This is a genomic window from Dysgonomonas sp. HDW5A (assembly GCF_011299555.1).
Classification (GTDB): Bacteria; Bacteroidota; Bacteroidia; order Bacteroidales; family Dysgonomonadaceae; genus Dysgonomonas_A.
Genome location: NZ_CP049857.1, coordinates 2,915,979 through 2,938,115, shown reverse-complemented (window position 1 = coordinate 2,938,115; position 22,137 = coordinate 2,915,979). Strand labels below are relative to the sequence as shown.

Sequence of the window (22,137 nt, the reverse complement as noted above, 5' to 3'; positions counted from 1 at the left end):
TCAATAATATAAGGTTTAGCCCCTTTAAATCACACCCAGTTCTTTACCTACTTTGGTAAATGCCGCAATACATTTTTCGAGATGCTCTCTTTCGTGTGCTGCCGATAATTGTACCCGTATGCGTGCTTCACCTTTGGGAACTACCGGATAATAAAATCCTGTAACATAGATTCCTTCTTCCAGAAGTTTAGCAGCTACCTGCTGCGAAAGCTTCGCATCATACAGCATCACAGCACAAATAGCAGACTGAGTAGGTTTTATATCGAATCCTGCGGCTTGCATATTAGATACAAAATAATCGACATTGGCATGAAGTTTATCCTGACGGTCGTTACTTTCGTCCATCATTTCGAACATACGGATACCTGCTCCGGCAATCATAGGAGGGATAGAATTCGAAAACAAATAAGGACGTGAACGTTGACGCAACATGCTTATTATTTCTTTCTTACCGGTTGTAAATCCACCGATAGCTCCACCAAAAGCTTTGCCCAGAGTTCCGGTTATAATATCGGCTTTTCCTTTGCAGTTATATAATTCGGTCACACCTCGTCCTGTTTTGCCTACGACTCCTGCCGAATGGCTTTCGTCTATCATTACCAAAGCTTGGTATTTATCGGCAAGTTCCATTATTTTATCAAGAGGGGCTACATTACCATCCATAGAAAATACTCCATCGGTAACTATTATACGAAAGCGTTGTACTTGCGATTGCTTAAGGCACTCTTCCAGCTCCACCATATTGGCATTGGCATAACGGTATCTTTTTGCTTTACACAGACGTACACCATCAATTATCGATGCATGATTCAGAGCATCCGAAATGATAGCGTCTTCTTCTCCCAACAGAGGTTCGAATACGCCGCCATTAGCATCGAAACAGGCTGCATAAAGTATGGAGTCCTCTGTTCCGAAAAACTTCGAAATTTTGGCTTCCAATTCTTTGTGTATGTCCTGAGTACCGCAGATAAAACGAACGGACGACATCCCGAAGCCTCGTTTATCCAATGCTTCTTTAGCTGCATCAATCAATTCCTGATTATCCGATAATCCGAGATAATTGTTTGCACAAAAGTTGAGAACCTCCTGTCCTGTTTGCACTCTTATTCGAGCATTTTGGGCAGATGTAATAATTCTTTCGTTTTTAAATAGTCCTTGTTCTTCGATTGAGTTTAATTCTTTTTGCAAGAATTCTTGAAATTTTCCGTACATGGCTTTACGAATTATAGTGAATATTCAATGGTATCAGATCAAAAATAAGGAGATTATTCAAATAATTGAAATATCTCCTTATTTCAGTTTCGGGTCTAAAACCCTTTTGTTGTTTTGGCTTGTGACTAAACTTTATTTAGCCATATAAAGATAATTATATTCTGCATTACTACATATATTCTCAATTAGATTTATTAAACAATATAGTCCGAATTTTACTGACACACCTCTATGAGTTTGTTTTTCATTTTTAATTATATCCTGGATTATTTTCCCATTTCAATCCCGAATTGGCATCAATAACACCTTGTGGTACAGGCCAAAGAACATGATGATCTTTTATAGTAGATGCCGACTTAGAATTGTATTTCTTTGTCCTTTCTATCAATTTACCTGTACGTACCAATGTAAAACGCCTCATCTCTTCACCTAACAATTCTCTTGATCTTTCATCCAGCAGATAATCCATATTCACCTCTGCCACTTTAGCAAGTGTAGCTCCAGCCCTTTCCCGAACCTTATTTATGGCATCAACAGCTTTTGAAGCTTGATTATCGTCAAGATAAGCCTCTGCCAGCAAAAGATATGTTTCGGCAAGTCGGAATCTTATTTTATCTTTTTGATTACCTGCATAAGTCGGATCATTTTCGGGCATATAATCAAATTTGGTAGTAGTCGGAAACATATATCCCCTATCCATATTATCCTCGGTAATAGTATGCTTCTTGCCAAACAATTCAGTATTCTTCGGATCGTTGTATATAAACTCGCGGCGAATATTATAGATAGAATTTCTTATATCCTGAGTCTCATAACTATTAAAGATGTAATTGATAGGACGTATTTGTCCTAAGCCCCTTCCTCCATATTCCTGAGTTATCATAAAACCGGGAATACTATAATAGGCCGGAACCCATGCACGGCGAGTCCAGTCGTTGTAAGTAGTACTTCCACCTGTTACATTGTATTCTGCTTGTATAACCCAGATAGATTCTAAGTTACCTGCTTTGCGGTTTTGATTTTTCTCAAGAAACATATCGGCAAACGGGTCACCTGCTTGTGAGGCATTCTTGCCAAAGCGTGTGTCCATCAATTTAAAATAAGGCGAATTGATTACTTCTAAAGCTGCTGTTTGGGCTTTTTTATAATCGCCTGCAAAAATACTGATCTCACTCAACATATGCAGGGCAACCCATTTGGTCAATTCCCCATCTTTTACGTCTCCGGGATTTTCGGGCAGGTATTTAGCAGCAAATTCCAGGTCTTCAATCATCTTGGCAAGTACCTGTGCTTTGGGAGTCCTCTCAAAATCGACTCTGTAAGTATCCTCTACTTTGTCTACCCAAGGCACATCGCCATACAAATAAGTCAGATAACGATATGCATATGCTCTAAAGAAACGTGCATTAGCCTGAAAGAATGTTTTGTCGGTATCTTTAATCCATGCCACATCGCCCTTTTCGGCATAATTAACCATCATATTGGCATTGGTAATTAGCCCGTAAGCCCACTTCCATCTATTGGCGATATAGCTGTTGGTTGCATCAAATGTATACTTTTGAAAAGGCTGCAAAGTACCATCTACATTGTTTATGTAGCATACATCCAAACCTCCCTGCAATACCTCATAGGCACAGGCTCCTTGTGCGACAATATTGTCGTTCCATGTTTCGAACTCGAGTCTGGCATAGGCATGCAAGCCGTTCAGGGCTGCATTAAAGCCTTTGGTTGTCTTGTATGTCTGTTCGGCACTCTCGAAGTTTTTTGGGTTCTCGTCCAAAAAGCTATCACTGCAAGCACTGAACAATACTAGAGCGAATAAAATTGCTGATATATATTTTTTCATGATAATGAATGTTTAGAAAGTTACATTGACTCCTATAATAAATACTCGCTGAGTAGGATACCCCGAAGCATCGAGACTATATTTATCTTGTTCGATATTGGTGGTAAACTTCTTTGCTCCCGAGAAAGTATACAAATTACGACCGTTTACGTAAGTGGTTAAGGCTTCGAGACCTATCTTCCTGATCATTTGCTGTGGAAACTGATAGGCTAGATTTACATCCTGAATCCTAACAAAAGAAGCCTTCGTATAAAATGTATGTTTGGTTTCGTTGTACCCCAAGCGGGTATATTCGTTAGAGCCGTTTTCGGGTGTCCAGTAATTTATATTATTTATATAATTTACATTCTTATTGAATAACTGGCGTTCAAATTTTACAGTTTCATTTTCTTTAGTTACGTCAAATACTCCGTTCAGGAATACCGACAACGACCAGTTTTTATACATAAATGTATTGGTAAGCCCTGCTGTCCAGACCGGAAGTTTTGACCCTATTATTACACGGTCATCGGCAGTAATCGTACCGCTATCATCCTTATCCAATAGCTTGGCATCTCCGGGTACAGCTTTGTATTTAGCTGCTGCTTCGCGCTCACTTTCCTGCCATATACCTACTACCTTATAATCGTAATACACACGGATGGGCTGCCCTATAAACCATCTATTGCTAATATCATCTTTTCCGTCCTCTTTCAAGGCTACAATTTTACTCCAGTTACCCGAAAGTACAAAGGTTGAGCTCCATTGAAAACCTTCGCTTTTTACATTTACAGAATTAAGAGTCAAATCGAAACCTGTATTTTTAGTTTTACCCACATTATCCATCATGGTCGTGTAACCGTTCATAACAGGAACCGAGCGATTCATCAACAAGTCCTTGGTGCGTGTATCATAATAGTCGAACGATCCGTTCAAACGATTATCAAACAAATTAAAATCGACCCCTACGTTGAACGAGTAAGAAGTTTCCCATTTCAAGTTCGGGTTTCCTTTAGTGAAGTTTGCAACTAATCCTCCTGCAAATTCGGCATCATTACCATATATATAATCGCGTTGAGCCAACTTTGTTTTGGTTTGATAGGCACTTACTGCCTGATTACCATTCGATCCGTATGACATTCTCAATTTAAGAAATTCCAGTTGCTTCCAGTTCCAGTTCTGAAAGAATGATTCTTCGCTTATCACCCAAGCTCCTGCTACGGATGGAAACAAAGCCCATTTATTATTATCTCCAAACGCAGAATATCCATCGCGACGAGCAGTTAATGTCAATAAATAACGACGATCATAGGAATAGTTTGCACGTCCCATCCACGATAAAAGGGCTGTTTCTTCCCTACCCGAAGAGATAGTTTTCTTTCCTTGTGCCATTCCTATATTATGATAGCCGTTAGCATCCGAAAGAAATCCTTCTCCAGCCGATTTTTGATTATTTGTGTATGTTTTTTGGGCACTGTATAATCCCGTCAAGTCAAGATGATGTTTCCCCCAATTGTTATCATAGCGAACAATATTTTCCCAAGTCCAGTCACCATAGCTGGTATTGGTTATAGAAGCCGATCCGCCTACAGGCTCACCCGTCATAGTTGTAGAACCGTAGTAACTGCCTTCTTCTCTATGACGATACGAGTAGCCAAAATTGGCACGGTACGATAATCCTTTTACAGGCAGTTTAATATCAGCATACGCATTGGTATATGCTGCTCTCGAAACATCATCCAGAATTGCATCCTGATCGGCAAAGGGACTGTAATACATTGTTTCGGGACTCATCGGATAACGTACATACCTGCCATTTTCGTCTCTTACATCTCCGTAAGGCGACATTCTGAAACCATAGGCAAAGTTGGGAGATTTTCCTCCCCTGTTTCTTTCCAACAATTGGATATTTGCTCCTACATTAAGCCAACTTCCTATTTTCTGATTGATATTAGAGGTTACGGCATATTTTTTATAGCCTGTATATTTTACAATTCCATCCTGATCGGAATAGGATAGCGATACAAAATAATTAGTAGCGTCGGTTGCACCCGATAAGCTCACCTGATGTTCTTGTTGAAGAGCTGTTCTGAATAGTTCTTTATTCCAGTCAGTTTCTCTTCCGTTTTGGAAATTATCAACCAACGAAAGTTGCAGCCAAGCCTTAGGATTATCCCATTGCTTATCGCCCATATCTTTCCGAAAATCTTTCAAGAGCTGAATATATTCGTCACCGTTTCTCAAGTCGGGTAACCACTCTGCCTGTTGAAAACCTACATATCCATTGTAGCGAACAACGGGTTTACCTACTTTTCCTTTTTTAGTGGTAATCAGTATTACTCCATTAGCTGCTCGAGATCCGTAAATAGCTGCAGAAGATGCATCTCTCAATACCGATATATTGTCGACACTGTTTTGATCTATTTCGGTAATATTACCATTAAAGGGTATACCGTCTAAAATAATCAAAGGATTGTTTCCTCCCGAGAGAGATTTCTCGCCTCTCACCCTGAAGGTTGCATCTTCGCCCGGTTTATTATTAGAACTGGTAACGTTTAATCCCGCTATTTGCCCTTGCAAACGCTGTCCCAAACTTACCGCCGGTATTTTTGCAATTTTATCAGACGATATTGTACTTATACCTCCCGTTAAATCGCTTTTCTTTTGAGTACCATAACCTACTACAACTACTTCGTCGAGTGCAGCAGAGGCATCTTCGAGACGTACATTGATTACTTTTTGAGAGCCGACAGTTATTTCCTGTGTTTTATAACTGATAAATGAGAATACCAATACCGATTTACTGTCGGGAACGGATATTGTATACTTACCATCCAGATCGGTGACAGTACCTTTGGTTGAGTTTTTCACGATGACACTGATACCTATCATCGGTTCGTTCTTGGTATCGGTAACCGTTCCGCTGATTGTTATCTGAGCGTGAACTGAGGCTATTGATACAAACCCTAATAATAACAAGAAGAGTATCCTTTGCGAAAATACTTTTCTTAAATACTTTTTTTGTGAGGAATGTTTCATTTTACATATAGATTTAAAGTGTTGTTTTATTGAATATTCAGATCGGTTTTTTCATATTCCGGGAGAGACAAAACAGGCTACGTTCCCTCCGGTGGAAGAAGGAAAAAAACAGTATAAAACAGACATTCTTCAGCCACAAAGAAGCTGTTACTTTCCCATGCAAATATTTGGTTAATCGATCTATTTTCAGTACCTTGACACGCGCGAAGTGTGTGTGTGTGTGTGTGTGTGTGTGTGTTAGCAAAATAAGTATAACTACCAAATCTAAAAAGACAAATTTGATACATTATAAAAGCAATATGTTTAGCTTTGCCCATAACTGTTATACTTAATAAAGATTAACTTAATTAAATACAAACATAACAGCGAATGAATGTTTTGGTTTTGCTCTTTTTGCCTTTTGTTTTGTCCGATTAGCCACAATAAAGCCTCAGTCCTTTTATTACAGAGAAGCTAGACGTTATTCTTTTCACATAACTTAAAGGAAATGCAGAAGATTTTAGTATCCTCTGCATTATGATATATTAAACAATGATAATTTACGATCTTCTTATTTGCGACTGAAACTTTTCTTGATCTTCTTCCGCCTGACCTTTGTCTATACGATAGAGGAGAAATCCGAACACTTCGACAACTGTTTTTTTAAGGATCTCATCAAAAATCTGAATTTTATCCTCTGCCAGATCGGCAACAATTTTATACCATCCCCATTTTCTACAAAACTGCGTGTAAGAAGGAGATATTGGTCGACCTGTTGTTTTACCTCTGAATAAAGGTTGGAAACGTTCTGAAATCTCTCTCTTTGTTGCAAAAAAAAAGCGAGCAACGGTAATGCCTTATCCATTGTCAAATTGCAAAACAGTTCTTTACGGCTTTCCGATTTCTTACTGTCATAATGCTCGCCAATGGGACGGCAAAGTATCGACAGAATATCCGACAAGCGCGATTCGGACTCGGAAGCGAACACCGATTCGATATCCACCCACTCGGCAAGAGTCAACTCTTCGGTAAATGCAATCGAATATATTTTGCCTTCTATTTCAATTCGATTAAGTGCATCTCCTTTATATTCATCAAATACAAACCTCACTATATCGAATATGGTATCGAATACCTGAGTCGGATTGTTCAACAGCAAATCGGCATCTATATCACAGACATTAGCTACTAATTGAATCTGTTCCATCCGTGTTTTAGGCTCGAGGCGAAACCATCGCTCATATTTTCCTAAACGGATGTCCTTCCACGATTGAGGTACGTTGATTTGTTTGTCATCGAAAGATAGTGTAATCATAAATCTCTGAATTTTATCAATACTGGTTTATAGTGTATAGATAAAATTCAGAGATATATCTTTTGTTGTACCGGGCTTATTTATTCTATTTGCTAATCTGCAAATAAAAACAAATGATTCCCCCACAAATCGCATTCTTTTTACATCGAAAGAATCTTCATCCCTTTCGAAAACTTAATACCTGCAGGTAAAGCAATACCATTGTTACCCGAATCACCGTGAGGCAAACCGAAATTTGCAGCAGGACGCAGAAAAACCATACGCACTTTTGTTCCTGCATTAAAGACCAAAACTGCCGGCGGTATTATTATACTTATTGACGTATTAGATACTGCTGTACCTGTAAAAACAACACGTGCTGCTGTAAAGTCAGTCCATCCGTTTCCATCGTTTCGGTCTACTTGTATAGAAGCATTGACTCCCGCCCGCCCTGCATCTACCGTGGTAGGATAGGTTGCCGGAATGTTAGCATATGCTGCATAATTAATAAACCCCGACAATTCATACAAACCGGTCTCATTAATAACAAATAAATCCCCCGCATCATCAAAATCAACCAGATTATTAGATACAATGTCTGCCGAACTCCATGTTACCTGAACAGGTGCACCGGTATTAAACAATGTTTTTTCGGGCACGGTTGTCAATAGTTGCGGTTCAATAGATTGGATGAATGCAAGTTTGGTCGGAATAGCTACCGCCGTGCCTACAAGCCCCGTAGTATTATCGCGCACTAAAACCGAAGAATTAGCGATTACAGGGGCATCCCCTATCCGAAGATTACCATTTATATCTAACTTAGCCTGAGCCGAATTAGCACCAATCGCAACATTTCCATCTGAGTCAACAAGCATATCGTCCTCAGAATTAGCACCTATAGACGTCGTATTACTCTTTGGATCAATATGAAATACCCCTGACGGGTTTTCCGTATTTATCCCTACCTGAGAAATGCATAGCTCAGCGAATAATAAACTAATAATTAATAGAAAACCTTTCTTTACCATTACTGTGTTTCTTTGACTTGTTTATAAATTATGAAATAATTAACAGGCAGTAGCAATAACTACTACATATAATAGCAAAACAAAGAGATCATGCAGTAAAACTTTTTCAAGTAACTATTGTTATACTTAGGAATAAATACATACTCAAACCTAAAGGTTCAAAATGACACATTGAAAATAAAAGGCAGTTCTTTCTACATCAAAAAATTCATTTATTAAAAAATTTCTTAATGAAAATAGATTCCTCTTTCTTTTTATCACATGCCGGCTCGTCTAACGATGCCCAAATTGTAAAATTCCGTCCAGAAAAATAAGTAACTCCGTTGTTCTTGTTGTTGTCCTATGACGCATAAACACCTGTTTAGCAGGTACAAATATACATATATAAATTTATCTCAACTACAATAATGCTACAAATAAAAAATATTATACTCAATAAAATTTAGAGTATAATATTTTTTAGTATCACAGAACTCAATTCATTTTTTTGAACAATAAATAACATATGGGATAAGACGAGCATCAGAACCAAAATTGGATTAAACACAATGGATAATTCCGATTAACTTCTTATAAAAAAGAATGGTAAATATAAAAATCTGAACTTTATCAGTACTTAGTTATAATGTGTAGATTAACACGAACAAAAAAAAGAGAAGAACTTTGAGTTCTTCTCTTTTCACAAACTACCTAAATAGTATATTATTGATTTCTTCTCGAAAAATCGATCATTTTAATGGCTGTCACGGCACATTCATCACCTTTATTACCATGTCTTCCACCGGCTCTGTCAATTGCCTGTTGCATATCATCAGTAGTCAACAATCCAAATATAAATGGGATAGAATGCATTACATTCAGGCGAGCAATTTCTTGTGTCACTCCACTGCAAACATAATCGAAATGAGGAGTATCGCCACGTACCACACAGCCCAATACTATAACTGCATCGACCTCGTGCACATCGGCAAATATCTGAGCTCCATAAATAAGCTCAAAACTACCGGGAACATAATCTACCAAAATATTTTCGGGCTTTACACCATGCTTTACTAAAGTTTGGCAAGCTCCGTCACGAAGGGCATAAGTTATATCCTCATTCCATTCCGAAACGATTATACCTATTTTCATATCTTCTCCGTTTGGAACTTTGGTTGCATCGTACGATGATAAATTATGATAAGCTGTTGCCATAATTCGTTTATTTGTTTTGTTTCAGGCCTAAGACCTATTTGTTATTTAATTAGAGGATAATCCCCTACTCTTTTGCTTGACAAAGATAAGCAGATTATTCAAAAAAATAAAGTTTCGCACATATGGCGAAACTTTATCAATAAAATTATATAATATTCGTTGATCAGTTCGAACCTTTCAACAAGGTCGCTTCCAAGATATATTTATCAGCTTCCGAAGCTTCGGGTGAAGACAGATAGTTATTTTTAATTGTAGTAAACAAAGAGATTACCTTATCGTAGTTTTTCAACTCACGATACACAATTGCTGCTTTTTTATAAAAGATAGGGCTTAATAATACATCATCAGCCGATTTTGCTGCTTTTTCGAAATGAGAAACAGCTTCTTCGGGTTTTCCTGTATTAACAAGACAATCGCCGATTGCTCCGTGAACTGCAGGAGTAATCATTTTATCTCCACCTTTAAAATCTTTCAGGTAATTAAGAGCTTGTTCGTATTTGCCCATACGAGCATAAGAAAGTCCGGCATATGCTTTAGCTAAATCGCCGCTTTTTGTTGAGCCGTATTCGTTGATAATTTGCTCAAAACCAATATAAGCATTGCCATCTCCAAACAAAGCCAGAGAATCCATTCCTGCCTGAAAATACTGTTCGCCACGAAACATTGCTGTTTGTGCCTCATTATTTTTAGGCTCTAAATAAAAGCTTTGGTAAGCAAAATAGACTCCAACAAGTACCAAAACAGCTCCGATTCCTATCATCAACTGATTACGATATCTCATTACGAAACTCTCCGATGCAATTACAGCCTCATCAATCTTGTTCCAGTCTCTTTCTTCTTGAAGTTCTCTTTCCTTTCTACTTGCCATTTTTATTGTATGTTTTTTAATTTGGTAACAGTAAATATTCAATATCGCATTATCTGATTATAACTTTCTACAGTTGTTCTACTTACCAAAGTTATAAAAGGTCTGAGACCTTACTCAAAAATTGCAGTCGCAAAAATAAACCTTTTCCTTGATATAATATATAAAAATAGGTTTCTTTTTTCAGATTGTCTAATTAAGGAGGAATATTTCGACACAAAAAGCGAATTAAATGCTAGTATAGACAAGTAAACACGAGGTAGAATCAATTCTTTGCAGATATACTGATTCTACCTCGTGTTTAAGTATTTTAAGTGAACCTATATTTATTTACAGGCTCTTACTTTGTTTTTTACAATAATTGACTTGCCAGCTCAGACAAACGACTCCTCTCACCTTTTAGCAGATTGACGTGTGCAAATAAGTCCTGAGACTTCATTTTATCGATCATATATGCTAATCCGTTAGACTGACTATCGAGATAAGGTGAGTCGATTTGCTGCAAATCGCCTGTAAATACCATTTTAGTACCTTCACCTGCACGGGTTATTATTGTTTTAATTTCATGAGGAGTAAGGTTCTGAGCCTCATCCACAATACAATATGTTTCAGATAGACTTCTACCTCTGATGTATGCCAATGCTTCTACCTCGAGTTTTTTACTGGTTTGCAATTCTTCAATCTTTCGTGTTTCGGCACCATTAAAAGACAGATTACTTTTTATCACCGTCAAGTTATCAAACAAGGGTTGCATATAGGGTGCAATCTTTTGTTTTTCGTCTCCGGGTAAAAAACCTAAATCTTTATTACTCAATGCTACAATAGGGCGTGCAAGTAATATCTGATTGTAATTTTCGTTTTGTTTCAGAGCCGAAGCCAATGCCAGAAGAGTTTTCCCTGTACCGGCTTTTCCGGTTAAGGCAACCAGCTTTATATCGGGATCATTCAATACCTCAAATGCAAAAGCCTGCTCCGCATTACGCGGTTGAATCCCAAAACAGGTTTGTTTCTCTACTTTCTTTATTTTTTTAGTAAATGGATTGTAACGGGCCAAAGCACTCTTTTTGCCATTTTTCATCACAAAACATTCATTCGGATTGACCGGCAATTCGAGATCAAATTCATCCAGATTAACTCCGTCTGCTTCCTCATACAAACGATCGATCATCGAAGCACTGAGACCCGAAAAGGTTTTGGCTTCTTCTTCGAACAGAAAGGCATCTGCAACTTTATCGTTTATATAATCTTCGGCAAACAAACCTATCGAACGAGCTTTCATCCTCAGGTTTATATCCTTGGTTACAAGTATCGTTTTGGTTTTGGGGTCTCTCTCCGTAATATCCAATACTACCGAAAGGATTCGGTGATCGGGTATTTTTTCGGGAAATACTTCATGAATACGATCTTGTGATTTGATGCTTGTTTCGATGTAAAGTTTACCCATTCCTGCTCCCAACTTGGCTCCTTTGCTAAAGAGATCGTCATCGGTTATACTATCCAGTTGACGGAGAAATTCACGGGCATTGTAATTTATCTGATCGTTACCCTTTTTAAATTTATCCAATTCTTCCAACACTACGATAGGAATGTAAATATCATTTTCCTCAAAATTATCCAAACATCTGAAATCGTGCAATATAACGTTTGTATCTAACACGAAATTTTTCTTTTTACTCTTTGCCATAATAAGATGTGTTTTGGTAAATATTTATATTCCTAGAGATTAAGGTCTAAGACCTTTGTATCACATAAAAATTTTCAAAGAACCTTTGTTTTCAAGGTACAAACTTTTTCTAAATCTACAACAATCCGCTTGTGGTAAATCTTAAATTCGTTGTATCTATTTTATAAACGGAAATCAGGCAAAACTGTTTAACGATTCGGGATTTAATTATTAATATTTTCATAAATTTGTTTCGATAATATATCCACCAAATAGTATATGGTATGAAATTATATATAAAAAACATGGTTTGCCCGCGCTGTATTATGGCAGTAGAAAATATTCTCAACCATTTGAATATTTCGCCTCTAGACATAAGACTGGGAGAAGTTGTGCTTAAAGAGGATATTAACAAAGAGCAAACAAGCGTTCTTCGAAAAGAATTAGACAGGCTAGGTTTCGAATTATTAGATAATAATCAGCAACAATTAATTGAGAAAATCAAAGCTATTGTTATCAAACAGGTTCATTACACTGATGAGCAAAACTTAAATATTTCAAACATACTTGTTTCGGAGCTTCACCGTGATTATTCGTACCTCAGTAAGTTATTTTCGACCACCGAAGGTATTACAATAGAGCATTTTGTTATCCTTCAGAAAATAGAACGGGTAAAAGAGCTTCTAACCTACGATCAGCAGACTTTAAGTGAAATAGCTGACGAACTTTCATACAGCAGTGTGGCTCATTTGTCGGCACAGTTCAAAAAGGTCACCGGGTTAACCCCCACTCAATTCAAACAGCAGGGAATTGATTTAAGACGGGGATTGGAAGAGATATAACAATAACGATTCAAGGCTCTTCGATGAAGAGCCTTGAATTAAATATCGAAAAAATGTTTATTACTTTTTATATGTTCCTTTAATACCAATTGCATCCCCTTTTGAGGTATAAGTATTGTATAGGTAGATTTCGAAATAAAAAGACGATCCGGGATACCCAAAGTCTTCGATATTCCCTAACTTAAAAGAAACGCTTCCGCAAACATTGGCGCTGATTTTATTGAGAGCTGCTGCCCATCCGACCACTCGCTCCGTAGAGCAATTTAAACTTATCTGAAAAGGTTGGGTAGCCGTAATTTCTCCCAAATCGATAATTCGTTCAGGCTGTGCAGCCTTTAATTCACTCGAAAATGTAAAGAAAGCCAACATGGAGCAAAAAAATAAAATGAACTTTTTCATATTTGTATAAATTTAGGTATTAAGATTCTAACAAGATACGTAAATTATAAACAAAAGTGCCTGTAAAATTCATCTTTTTTAATCACTTGATCTTTTTTTCACTCATATCTTTTCAAAACTAAGTCTACACTCATGACCGTACAAGCTTCTACAGCATCGTAAACACAATATGTATAAATACGACTGCTTTTATCTCAATCTCTTCAGAGAATAGAAGGATATCGGTCCCTCACCCGTATAGCCTGAACTTTTCCAAGGAATAGTACCTGCAGCTGCTCCTGCAACCCTAAACGAATAGGTTTTAGAAGCATACATATTAATAGCCGTAATCAAAGTATAGGTCTGAAGGACTGAGGCTGCCACATCATTTACCCGTGCGACCCACTTACCATCAGGATAGCCCACTTCGGCAGTATTGCACCATATACCTATTACGGGTTGACCACTTGTTGCCATCTGAACATTCATGGTTACTAAATAGACCCCATCTGCTTCAACTCTAAATGAATTGGTAGTACTATTGGAAGTAAAACTGTTTTTATTGTCAATAATAACGTTAGTTAAATTCCCGATTGCCGGAGGAACTGTAGGTGAAACCGAGAATGAAAAATCAGCAGTCATAAGCACCGTAATCTCTTGGGCAACCAACAACTTCCCGTCGATGGCAATAACTGTACCCACATCGTCAGGCACAAGATTTACAACCGGAAATATACCGGTTCTTACTGTCCCATCAGGTCCGACAACCATCGGGCGGTCATCGGTAGATCCGCTGGCAACAAGTCCCTCTATCTTCATCGGATTAGTAGTATCTTTTATATGTAATTTATTGCTTGGAGTTGCTGTTCCGACTCCCACATTTCCGGTCGAAGTAACAGTCATACGCTCTATTCCATTTGTTTTCAATACCAAGTCTACAGCATCCGTTGTACCCAGATAATTACTACCATGCGTTGCCGAAAGACCACTATTTCCGGTAGTTGACCAACTATCGACACTGGCACCCGACGAACCGGTAAAAGGTTGCCACAGACTGCCATCGTAATAATAATAACCAACTTGTGTAATATTAGAAGTTGCAGCACTTCCCCCTCCACTTATGTCGGTTACGTAAACTATGGCTCCTTTCTGATTCATGGTATAACCGGCTGCTTTCGCTATCAATTGCTGGCGGGTCTGACGCGGCGCTATAACTCCCGGTGCAACAGTTGAATTGTCGGCTGATACATCCAGAGTACTTTGAGGGTTTTGTGTATTTATACCCACTTGCCCTGAGATAGTAGATGTGAATAACCATATAAACATCCATGCCAGACTTAGTTTAATTGTTCTCATTTTTTTCATCATTTTCATTTATTAATATGCTTATTAGTGTATGTTAGTGATATGTAAAAGCAGTAGCATATAATCACTACATACTACTGCCGGACACAGTTGTGCCATAGATAAAATACCGTGACTGGTTGCGGAAAGCAAAAAATAACACTAAACAAAGATTTGCTCCACGCAACAGGTATTACCGACACAACCATAATGATTAATATTTATTTAAGGAAATATAATATATCAGACCTGTTCATTAGTTCACTTTAATCTCTTCAACGAATAAAAAGATATAGGTCCCTCACCGGTATATCCGGAACTTTTCCAAGGAATAGTGCCCGAAGCTGTATTTCCCACCCTCAGCGAATAAGTCTTAGAGGCATACAAATTAATAGCTGTAGACAGCGTATATGTTTGACGAGCCGTGCTAACCACATCATTTACTCCTACGACCCATGCTTTATCGGTATCGCACCATATACCGACAAACGGCTTTGTTCCAACTCCGGTTATTAACTGGGCATTCATTGTTATTAAATATACTCCATCAGTCTTAACACTAAAAGAATTAGTGGAAGCGGTGGCATTGAACGAATTTTCATTATCAACAATAATAGTAGTCAGATTACCTATTGCAACAGGAGTGGTCGTAGAAACCGGAAAAGCAAAATCGGCCGCCATAAGAACTGCCATTTCCTGCGCAATTATAAGCTTTCCATCAATTGCAATGACCGTTCCCACATCATCGGGCACAATATTTATAGAAGGAAATACACCTGTCCTCACCGTTCCGTCAGAACCTATAACTAAAGGAAGATCGTTGCTTGAACTACTTATTGCAAGCCCTTCCACCTTCATCGGGTCGGATGTATCTTTCAAATGCAACTTATTGCTTGGAGCTTCTGCTCCGATTCCCACATTTCCGGTCGAAGTAACAGTCATACGCTCTGTTCCATTTGTTTTCAATACCAGGTCCACGCCATCGGTTGTACCCAGATAATCGACACCGTGGGTTGTGGAAAGGTTACCGCTTCCGTTTATCGACCAATTATCTCCACTACCACCCGATCCACTCCCAAAAGGCCGCCACAAGCTTCCATCGTAATAATAGTAACCTATTCGCGTAATATTGGCAGTTGCAGAGCTTGTCGCACCACTTACATCTGTTACATAAACAATAGCTCCCCGTTGATTAATTGAATATGAAGTTGCTTTGGCTATCAATTGCTCACGAGTCTGACGTGGAGCAATTAATCCTGCCGCCACATTCGAATTATCGGCTGATATATCGAGGGTACTTTGAGGATTCTCTGTATTGATACCTATTTGCCCAAAAGTCGAAATAGTAGATAGCCACAATAGTATCAGTGCTAAGTTTATTTTTATTAAGTTCATTTTTAATTTATAATTATGTTAATTAGTTTATGTGTATCGAATATGCAAAAAAGCAGCAGCATGTAATCACTACACGCTACTGCCGGACATAGTTGAGGCATAGATAAACGATTGATTCGTGCTGATTTTAAACGACAACAAAAAAACAAACCAATTGCACGGAATCGTTTACCGAAACAACTATCAATATATTTATTCGGGAAATATTCTAAAACAAAAAGAACTGCATCGGAAAAACACAGCAATGGGAAGCGACAGATAAATCTGCCTGAAAATTTGATGAAAAAATATTTTTTTAAATACGAGGTGGTATTATCTAGTCTCTCTCTCTCTCTCTCTCTCTCTCTCTCTCTCTCTCTCTAATATTTCAACGCACATAGCCAAACCTAAATAGTTAAATTTTAGATCATTATCGACAGATATGTTTGTTAATTCTGTAGTCATAAATAGATGTAAAGAGTTATTTTACAAGAGCAAAGATAAAACTATTTCCAGATAAAACAATATATATAAAAAAAAGCCCGTATCTATATAGATACGGACTTAGATGATTTATCGCACTAAAAATACAATATTGACAAAAGCATCGTAATTGGGCAGAGCATTTACCGTATAACTTAAATTTCCGCTATCACTAATACCTGTAACTGTGATACATGGATCGCAATAGGTTACATAATAATATAGCTGATCTCTATTAAAATAAGGAATTGAGGCCGGCGCTCCTGCACTTTTAACAGAAGGGTTCTCGAAACCTGTTTTGTATACGTTATACAAGTCGATAGACCGGGTGCCCGTAAGAAGACTACCTGTACCATCGGATGTGGGTATATTAATAGTGGGCATATACAAAAAGTGTCTGTTGAAAAGTGTCTGACAAGTCCAACCGAATACTCCGGGATTAGAGGGGGTATCTTTGTATTGAGAGATACAGTTATAATCAGTATCATAAACTAACAACCCCGGTGCGGGATTAGCTATTGCTAGTTTCTGAGCTGTAGTCATTTGTGGTATCAAAAGACCCCGATTATTATTAACGGCCTGTATATCTAATGCTGCCGATGCATCGGGGCTATCGCTATTTACCGCTATCTGAGCCGAGGCATTCTCCATAGAGAGCATCAGACAGATAGCTATCAGTACTAAAATCTTATTCATCTGTTTTATAGTTTTAGGTCTCAAACCAATATAATTCTTTGAAAGGAATTTTACTCCATAATTTGCTTAGAATTGAGTAAATCAGATCGGGTCATACGATTCGACCTTAGCGTACAATTCACTATATTTGCTTGCATGGTAATTATCTTGGCTTTAGTACCATCTGCCTTATAGGGGGTTACTACAATTGTATATAAGCCTGAGCTAGAATAAGTATGCTTCATTACATATTCAGTTTGCGGCAAAGTCACTGTCTGACTTACAACAGATGTGCCATCTCCAAAATTCCACTCCAATTTTACAGGAGTATTCCCTCCTGATAAGTCTATCTCCACGCCATAGGTTCGCGAATGGGCTACGCAGGCAAAAGGCTTGGATTTAGGAATTATTCGAATAAAACCCGCCGGAAAACTCGGCAATCCCAAATAGGCGTCATTTATCAGGTAATTAGGAAAATATTTCAGAACAGTTCCGCCCGCGTTGGGATTCATTATCACATACAAGTTCTTGGATCGAAGACCCGGACCCGGCGATTGTATACCATACAACCTGCCATCGATACCCGGTTTGAGGTTACTTGGGCCATAGGCCAGAAAGGTAGAGGCAGTACCGGCTCTAAGACCGCTCCATGTATTATGGTATATTTGCGGGCTAGTGTACCCTGAGGTTACATAAATATGGTTATTATCGGGCGAAAAGCAGGCAGCATAAGTAATAACAGGTATTGTTTGAGCCTGTATCCCGCTTACCATTCCCGTAGCGTTATTAAACTGAGCCGAAATAATTTGATTTGCAGTCCAACTGCACGATAAGATCTTTGTATAATCGGAAGATACTATTAACTCTCCAAGACCAGCACTAGCAGGAACGGCTGTTATACTTGCACTGGAAATCGTTTGATTTGGGGTAGATGATATTCCCGTTGCAGTAACAGCAAACACATAAAATGTTTGCCCTAAACGATGTAACAACCAATAATCTTCTCCATTTGCATTGGGTACGGCTGCAATATTTTCAAATACCGCACCCGATTTAATAATCGTGTTTTTAGATGCTGCAACAACATCTCCCAGCCCCCCATTCAGCAACATATCTACAACACTATACCGCAATCCATTAGGAGCTCCTTGTGCCGGAACTGTTACAACATAATATTGAGTCGAGCTTCCCGGTCGTGGTATCACAATACCCGACTGGGTTGCAGATGGATCGCCCAAAAGTGCCGTACCATTGGGCATCACATTGTAGTTTTTATCATATACTGTAATTCCATCTGACGAAAATAAAAAATTCCCATCATACGTAGATACCGTAAAACAACCTTCGTAGGTCGATAACGCTCCTACTATCGGCTGAGGCATATTAGGTACAACCGTAGCATCGCTCGCCGTAGCGTTGCTTAGCGAATTGAAATTGAGACCACTTTTAAAGCCAAAGTGCCACCAACTCGTTTCCTTTTGTCCGTAAACACTTAGGTGCCCCAAAAATACAATCAAAAATATATAAGTTATTTTTTTCATTTCTAATCAGAGTAAAATTTACTTAACCACAAATACCACAGTCATAAACGAATCGTAATCCGACTCTGCTTTAATATCATAAGTCATGACCCCATTGTTATTGATCGATATATTTGCGAGAACATTGGTATCATAGCTTGTGATGTAGTAATACAAATCGGTTCGATTGCTAAAATAAGGTATATTGACAGGTGCTGATGGATTTTTAGTGGGGGCTGTAAACTGTTTTTTATATTCATCATACAAATCGAGGGTCTTGCCTGTAGATACAGTCGAAGCATCTACTGCGATAGTGGGCATGTAAAAGAAACCGTTCTGTGCATCTTTTTGGGAAAGACAAACCCAAGCTGGAGAAACTGCTGTACCTGCATTCTGGGAAATACAGCGAAGCGTAGTGTCATAAATCAGTAATCCGGGAGCGGGATTAATTACAGCTACTTTTTGGGCGGTAGTCATCCGGGGAATCAACATTCCTTTATTTGTACTCTCGATATCCAGAGCTGCTGATTGATGCGGACTGGTTGTATTGATGCCCACTTGTGCTTCCATACGGCAAAACCCTGTAAGAATGAGGGCTGCCAATAAAAAATACTTTTTCATATTTTTATCATCATTTAAATTTATATTTCGGTTAGTTAGTTTTAAAATAAAAGACAGCAGCATGTAATCGCTACACGCTGCTGCCGGACATAGTTGTGACATAGGTAAACGCTTGAATCGTGCCGATTGTGAACGACAACAAAAAAACAAACCGGCAACACGAAATCGTTTACCGAAACAACTATCAATATATTTATTGGGGAAATATATGAAAATAAAAATGCACTGTGTCAATGAAACACAAAATAAAAAAAGACGGAATAATCCGCCTAAAATATTTTTATTACCAGCACGATTGCTAGTTAGCTCTCTCTCTCTCTCTCTCTCTCTCTCTCTCTCTCTCTCTCTCTCTCTCTCTCTAATATTTCAACGCACATAACCAAACCTAAATAGTTAAATTTTAGATTATTACCAACAGATATGTTTGTTAATTTTTCGTTCATTATTCTCGTAAAGAGTTATTTAAGATGAGCAAATATAGATATTTATTTTGATTATAATAAACCAGAACACTTTTTTCTCAGAATAAGTGGGATATTATCTGCAAATGAATTTTACAGATTACCATTGCATCGCTATTGGTTTGTTATAAGTTAGTATCACGGAAATAAATATAAAAGATTAACTTTAAAACATTGTTACTTGTGAGATGTTTAAAAAAAGGAATACATTTAGGAGTAAAAAAAATGAAATATTTAAAGAGCATGATTATCTCTCGTTATTTGTTTGTCAAAGCAACCAATAGCTCTGCAAATTTAATTTCAATAACTTTAAAATAAAAAAATGGATATCGCGATTATTGTTATTCTAATACTTATAAACGGATTGTTTTCGATGTCGGAAATAGCTATTATTTCAGCCCGGAAATCAAGATTAAGCAGCGATGCTAAACTGGGTAATGCTAAAGCTGCGGCAGCTTTAAAGCTGGCAAATGAACCCGACAAATTTTTATCGACGATACAAATAGGAATAACGCTTGTAGGCATAGTTACAGGTATCTATTCGGGAGATGTACTAGCCAAAGATTTGGCTATGATACTTAACAAATGGGGTATTGCAGGTCCTTATGTACTGTCTTTCTCTAAAATATTTATTGTACTGTTTGTTACCTATCTCACTCTTATTTTCGGCGAATTGGTTCCCAAAAGAATCGGATTGAGTATATCCGAAAGAATTGCCCAACTCGTAGCCCGCCCGATGTACTTGTTGTCACTTGTAGCAACACCGTTTGTATGGGCATTATCTAAAAGTACTTCGATAGTAGTGAAAGCCATGCGTCTGAATATTAGAGAAAGCAAGGTCACCGAAGAGGAGATCAAAGCCATTATACAGGAGGGTATGCGCGATGGCGTTGTTGATAAAGTGGAACAAGATATTGTAGATCGTGTTTTTTCGCTGGGAGATCGCGACCTCGAATCTATTATGACTCATCACAGCGACATTGTATGGATAGATACCAGAATGTCTACCGAACAGATATATACTTTTTTACAAGAAAATCCATTCGATGTTTATCCTGTAGCTCATAAAGACCTGGATAATATCTTGGGAATTGTATACATGAAAGACTTGTTCGGGAAAATGGAAAAAGATGATTTCAGAATGGAAAATATGCTCAGACCATGCAACTACTTCCCTCAGAACATGGGAGTATATAATGCTTTGGAGCAGATGAAAACCAACCATGCACAGTATGCTTTGGTTTGTGACGAATTTGGCAGCATACAAGGCATTGTGACTCTAACCGATATACTAGAAGCTCTTGTGGGCAATATTCCCGACATACATGAAGAACCCGATATTGTGGAACGGACCGATGGCGGCTGGCTTATAGATGGACAATGTCCGTTTTATAATTTCCTGACTTTTTTTGATAAAGAATTTCTATATACTCAGAACGATTATAATACGATAAGTGGACTTATACTCGATTTATTACAGCATATTCCAAAAACGGGTGAAAAAATAGAATGGAAAGACTTTACTTTCGAAATCGTAGATATGGATGGTGCCCGTATAGATAAGGTATTGGTTACACACAGCTCGGCAGAAGAATTCTAATCCTCGTCGTTTTGTCCGGGTTGGTTTACATCGATATAGTCAAAGTAGTCGCCTGCTTCTAATGTGATTTTGATATTGCGTTCTTTTGCCGATTTATTTTCATCGACTCTTACTATCAGTTTTTGGTTGTCGCATCTCTCAATAGAGAACCAATCGCCATTGATTGCAAAATTTTCTCTTTCGGTTTCAATCGGATTAAAAACGAGATAATTTCCATTGACCGAAATATCATTTACCCACCACCACGTACCTTTTGTGGTAATGATGATAGAATCGTTTAATGCCGAAAGGTCAGCTCGACGGGTCGATAACTTAATCGAATCATTCCATTGTCCTACCGTTTGCACTTTTTCGATACAGGAAGAAATAGTTGAAATAAAAGCTATCAAAAGCAACCCCAAAAAGCATCGTGTTTTCATACGTTTTTATATAATCTGATATTACATGCAAGAAAAAAGGTGAATCACATTCTTTACTATGTACTAGATGTAAAAAACAGTAGATGTTGCATAAACCGATAACTTTTTTTTCGTTTTTTTCACAACTCGACTATTTAAACTAGTTTTGCATACATTTTCACTACATATAGTGATTGGTTACCGTAAAAGACTTTAATATTTTTGCATACAACTAAAAAATAGTCTTTTTAATTCAAAATATATAAATTAATGAAAAAATACAGCATTCTAATATTGCTGCTGGTCAACCTTTGTTATATCAGTAATCTAAGATCAGAGGAC

At 37.8% G+C, this 22,137-nt stretch carries 17 protein-coding genes; 2 read left to right on the top strand and 15 right to left on the bottom strand.

Annotation, left to right across the window (positions count from 1 at the left end; all coding sequences use genetic code 11):
* Positions 1-24: 24 nt before the first annotated feature.
* The 8 genes from kbl to G7050_RS12250 form a co-directional block, all read right to left on the bottom strand.
* Positions 25-1,212: a glycine C-acetyltransferase gene (gene kbl, locus G7050_RS12285; RefSeq protein ID WP_166115780.1), complete on the bottom strand. Its 1,188-nt coding sequence runs from the start codon at positions 1,210-1,212 to the stop codon at positions 25-27.
* A gap of 250 nt (positions 1,213-1,462) precedes the next feature.
* Complete coding sequence (locus tag G7050_RS12280) at positions 1,463-3,058, bottom strand: RagB/SusD family nutrient uptake outer membrane protein (protein WP_166115778.1); 1,596 nt, start codon at positions 3,056-3,058, stop codon at positions 1,463-1,465.
* Between the two features lie 12 nt (positions 3,059-3,070).
* Entirely contained in the window at positions 3,071-6,076 is a 3,006-nt protein-coding gene (locus tag G7050_RS12275) for a TonB-dependent receptor (RefSeq protein ID WP_166115776.1), read from the bottom strand.
* A 598-nt stretch (positions 6,077-6,674) separates the two neighbouring features.
* Positions 6,675-7,370, bottom strand: coding sequence for a hypothetical protein (locus tag G7050_RS12270; RefSeq protein ID WP_166115774.1), 696 nt, complete (start codon positions 7,368-7,370; stop codon positions 6,675-6,677).
* Positions 7,371-7,510: 140 nt separating this feature from the next.
* Positions 7,511-8,377 (bottom strand): hypothetical protein, encoded by an 867-nt coding sequence (locus tag G7050_RS12265; protein WP_166115772.1) that lies wholly within the window; start codon positions 8,375-8,377, stop codon positions 7,511-7,513.
* 702 nt (positions 8,378-9,079) lie between these two features.
* The gene (gene ribH / locus G7050_RS12260) at positions 9,080-9,571 is read right to left on the bottom strand and encodes a 6,7-dimethyl-8-ribityllumazine synthase (RefSeq protein WP_166115770.1); all 492 of its coding nucleotides are present in this window, start codon (positions 9,569-9,571) and stop codon (positions 9,080-9,082) included.
* Positions 9,572-9,734: 163 nt separating this feature from the next.
* Entirely contained in the window at positions 9,735-10,439 is a 705-nt protein-coding gene (locus tag G7050_RS12255; RefSeq protein ID WP_166115768.1) for a tetratricopeptide repeat protein, read from the bottom strand.
* A gap of 349 nt (positions 10,440-10,788) precedes the next feature.
* The gene (locus G7050_RS12250) at positions 10,789-12,120 is read right to left on the bottom strand and encodes a PhoH family protein (RefSeq protein ID WP_166115766.1); all 1,332 of its coding nucleotides are present in this window, start codon (positions 12,118-12,120) and stop codon (positions 10,789-10,791) included.
* A 263-nt stretch (positions 12,121-12,383) separates the two neighbouring features.
* On the opposite strand from G7050_RS12250, the gene G7050_RS12245 reads away from it, so the two are divergent.
* Positions 12,384-12,941, top strand: coding sequence for an AraC family transcriptional regulator (locus tag G7050_RS12245; protein WP_166115764.1), 558 nt, complete (start codon positions 12,384-12,386; stop codon positions 12,939-12,941).
* A 60-nt stretch (positions 12,942-13,001) separates the two neighbouring features.
* Here the strand turns inward: G7050_RS12245 and G7050_RS12240 are convergent, their stop codons facing one another.
* The 6 genes from G7050_RS12240 to G7050_RS12215 form a co-directional block, all read right to left on the bottom strand.
* Complete coding sequence (locus G7050_RS12240) at positions 13,002-13,340, bottom strand: hypothetical protein (RefSeq protein ID WP_166115762.1); 339 nt, start codon at positions 13,338-13,340, stop codon at positions 13,002-13,004.
* Positions 13,341-13,529: 189 nt separating this feature from the next.
* The gene (locus G7050_RS12235) at positions 13,530-14,675 is read right to left on the bottom strand and encodes a hypothetical protein (protein WP_166115761.1); all 1,146 of its coding nucleotides are present in this window, start codon (positions 14,673-14,675) and stop codon (positions 13,530-13,532) included.
* A 249-nt stretch (positions 14,676-14,924) separates the two neighbouring features.
* Positions 14,925-16,058, bottom strand: coding sequence for a hypothetical protein (locus G7050_RS12230; RefSeq protein ID WP_166115760.1), 1,134 nt, complete (start codon positions 16,056-16,058; stop codon positions 14,925-14,927).
* 552 nt (positions 16,059-16,610) lie between these two features.
* Complete coding sequence (locus tag G7050_RS12225) at positions 16,611-17,216, bottom strand: hypothetical protein (protein ID WP_166115758.1); 606 nt, start codon at positions 17,214-17,216, stop codon at positions 16,611-16,613.
* Between the two features lie 50 nt (positions 17,217-17,266).
* Entirely contained in the window at positions 17,267-18,736 is a 1,470-nt protein-coding gene (locus tag G7050_RS12220) for a PKD domain-containing protein (RefSeq protein WP_166115756.1), read from the bottom strand.
* Positions 18,737-18,754: 18 nt separating this feature from the next.
* Positions 18,755-19,336 (bottom strand): hypothetical protein, encoded by a 582-nt coding sequence (locus tag G7050_RS12215; RefSeq protein ID WP_166115754.1) that lies wholly within the window; start codon positions 19,334-19,336, stop codon positions 18,755-18,757.
* 783 nt (positions 19,337-20,119) lie between these two features.
* On the opposite strand from G7050_RS12215, the gene G7050_RS12210 reads away from it, so the two are divergent.
* On the top strand, positions 20,120-21,397 hold the full coding sequence (locus G7050_RS12210) for a hemolysin family protein (RefSeq protein ID WP_166115752.1): 1,278 nt from the start codon (positions 20,120-20,122) through the stop codon (positions 21,395-21,397).
* Here the strand turns inward: G7050_RS12210 and G7050_RS12205 are convergent.
* A complete protein-coding gene (locus tag G7050_RS12205) occupies positions 21,394-21,816 on the bottom strand; it encodes a BACON domain-containing protein (RefSeq protein WP_166115750.1) in 423 nt (140 codons plus the stop codon). The two genes, G7050_RS12210 and G7050_RS12205, sit on opposite strands and share 4 nt — an antisense overlap.
* Positions 21,817-22,137: the final 321 nt, after the last annotated feature.

What these genes read in the sequence shown, in the direction of transcription:
- G7050_RS12240 (WP_166115762.1), bottom strand. Translation starts at nt 13,340, where the DNA reads ATGAAAAAGTTCATTTTATTTTTTTGCTCCATGTTGGCTTTCTTTACA.
- G7050_RS12245 (WP_166115764.1), top strand. Translation starts at nt 12,384, where the DNA reads ATGAAATTATATATAAAAAACATGGTTTGCCCGCGCTGTATTATGGCA.
- G7050_RS12270 (WP_166115774.1), bottom strand. Translation starts at nt 7,370, where the DNA reads ATGATTACACTATCTTTCGATGACAAACAAATCAACGTACCTCAATCG.
- G7050_RS12225 (WP_166115758.1), bottom strand. Translation starts at nt 17,216, where the DNA reads ATGAATAAGATTTTAGTACTGATAGCTATCTGTCTGATGCTCTCTATG.
- G7050_RS12210 (WP_166115752.1), top strand. Translation starts at nt 20,120, where the DNA reads ATGGATATCGCGATTATTGTTATTCTAATACTTATAAACGGATTGTTT.
- G7050_RS12235 (WP_166115761.1), bottom strand. Translation starts at nt 14,675, where the DNA reads ATGAGAACAATTAAACTAAGTCTGGCATGGATGTTTATATGGTTATTC.
- G7050_RS12280 (WP_166115778.1), bottom strand. Translation starts at nt 3,058, where the DNA reads ATGAAAAAATATATATCAGCAATTTTATTCGCTCTAGTATTGTTCAGT.
- G7050_RS12255 (WP_166115768.1), bottom strand. Translation starts at nt 10,439, where the DNA reads ATGGCAAGTAGAAAGGAAAGAGAACTTCAAGAAGAAAGAGACTGGAAC.
- ribH (WP_166115770.1), bottom strand. Translation starts at nt 9,571, where the DNA reads ATGGCAACAGCTTATCATAATTTATCATCGTACGATGCAACCAAAGTT.
- G7050_RS12265 (WP_166115772.1), bottom strand. Translation starts at nt 8,377, where the DNA reads ATGGTAAAGAAAGGTTTTCTATTAATTATTAGTTTATTATTCGCTGAG.
- G7050_RS12215 (WP_166115754.1), bottom strand. Translation starts at nt 19,336, where the DNA reads ATGAAAAAGTATTTTTTATTGGCAGCCCTCATTCTTACAGGGTTTTGC.
- G7050_RS12250 (WP_166115766.1), bottom strand. Translation starts at nt 12,120, where the DNA reads ATGGCAAAGAGTAAAAAGAAAAATTTCGTGTTAGATACAAACGTTATA.
- G7050_RS12220 (WP_166115756.1), bottom strand. Translation starts at nt 18,736, where the DNA reads ATGAAAAAAATAACTTATATATTTTTGATTGTATTTTTGGGGCACCTA.
- G7050_RS12275 (WP_166115776.1), bottom strand. Translation starts at nt 6,076, where the DNA reads ATGAAACATTCCTCACAAAAAAAGTATTTAAGAAAAGTATTTTCGCAA.
- G7050_RS12205 (WP_166115750.1), bottom strand. Translation starts at nt 21,816, where the DNA reads ATGAAAACACGATGCTTTTTGGGGTTGCTTTTGATAGCTTTTATTTCA.
- G7050_RS12230 (WP_166115760.1), bottom strand. Translation starts at nt 16,058, where the DNA reads ATGAACTTAATAAAAATAAACTTAGCACTGATACTATTGTGGCTATCT.
- kbl (WP_166115780.1), bottom strand. Translation starts at nt 1,212, where the DNA reads ATGTACGGAAAATTTCAAGAATTCTTGCAAAAAGAATTAAACTCAATC.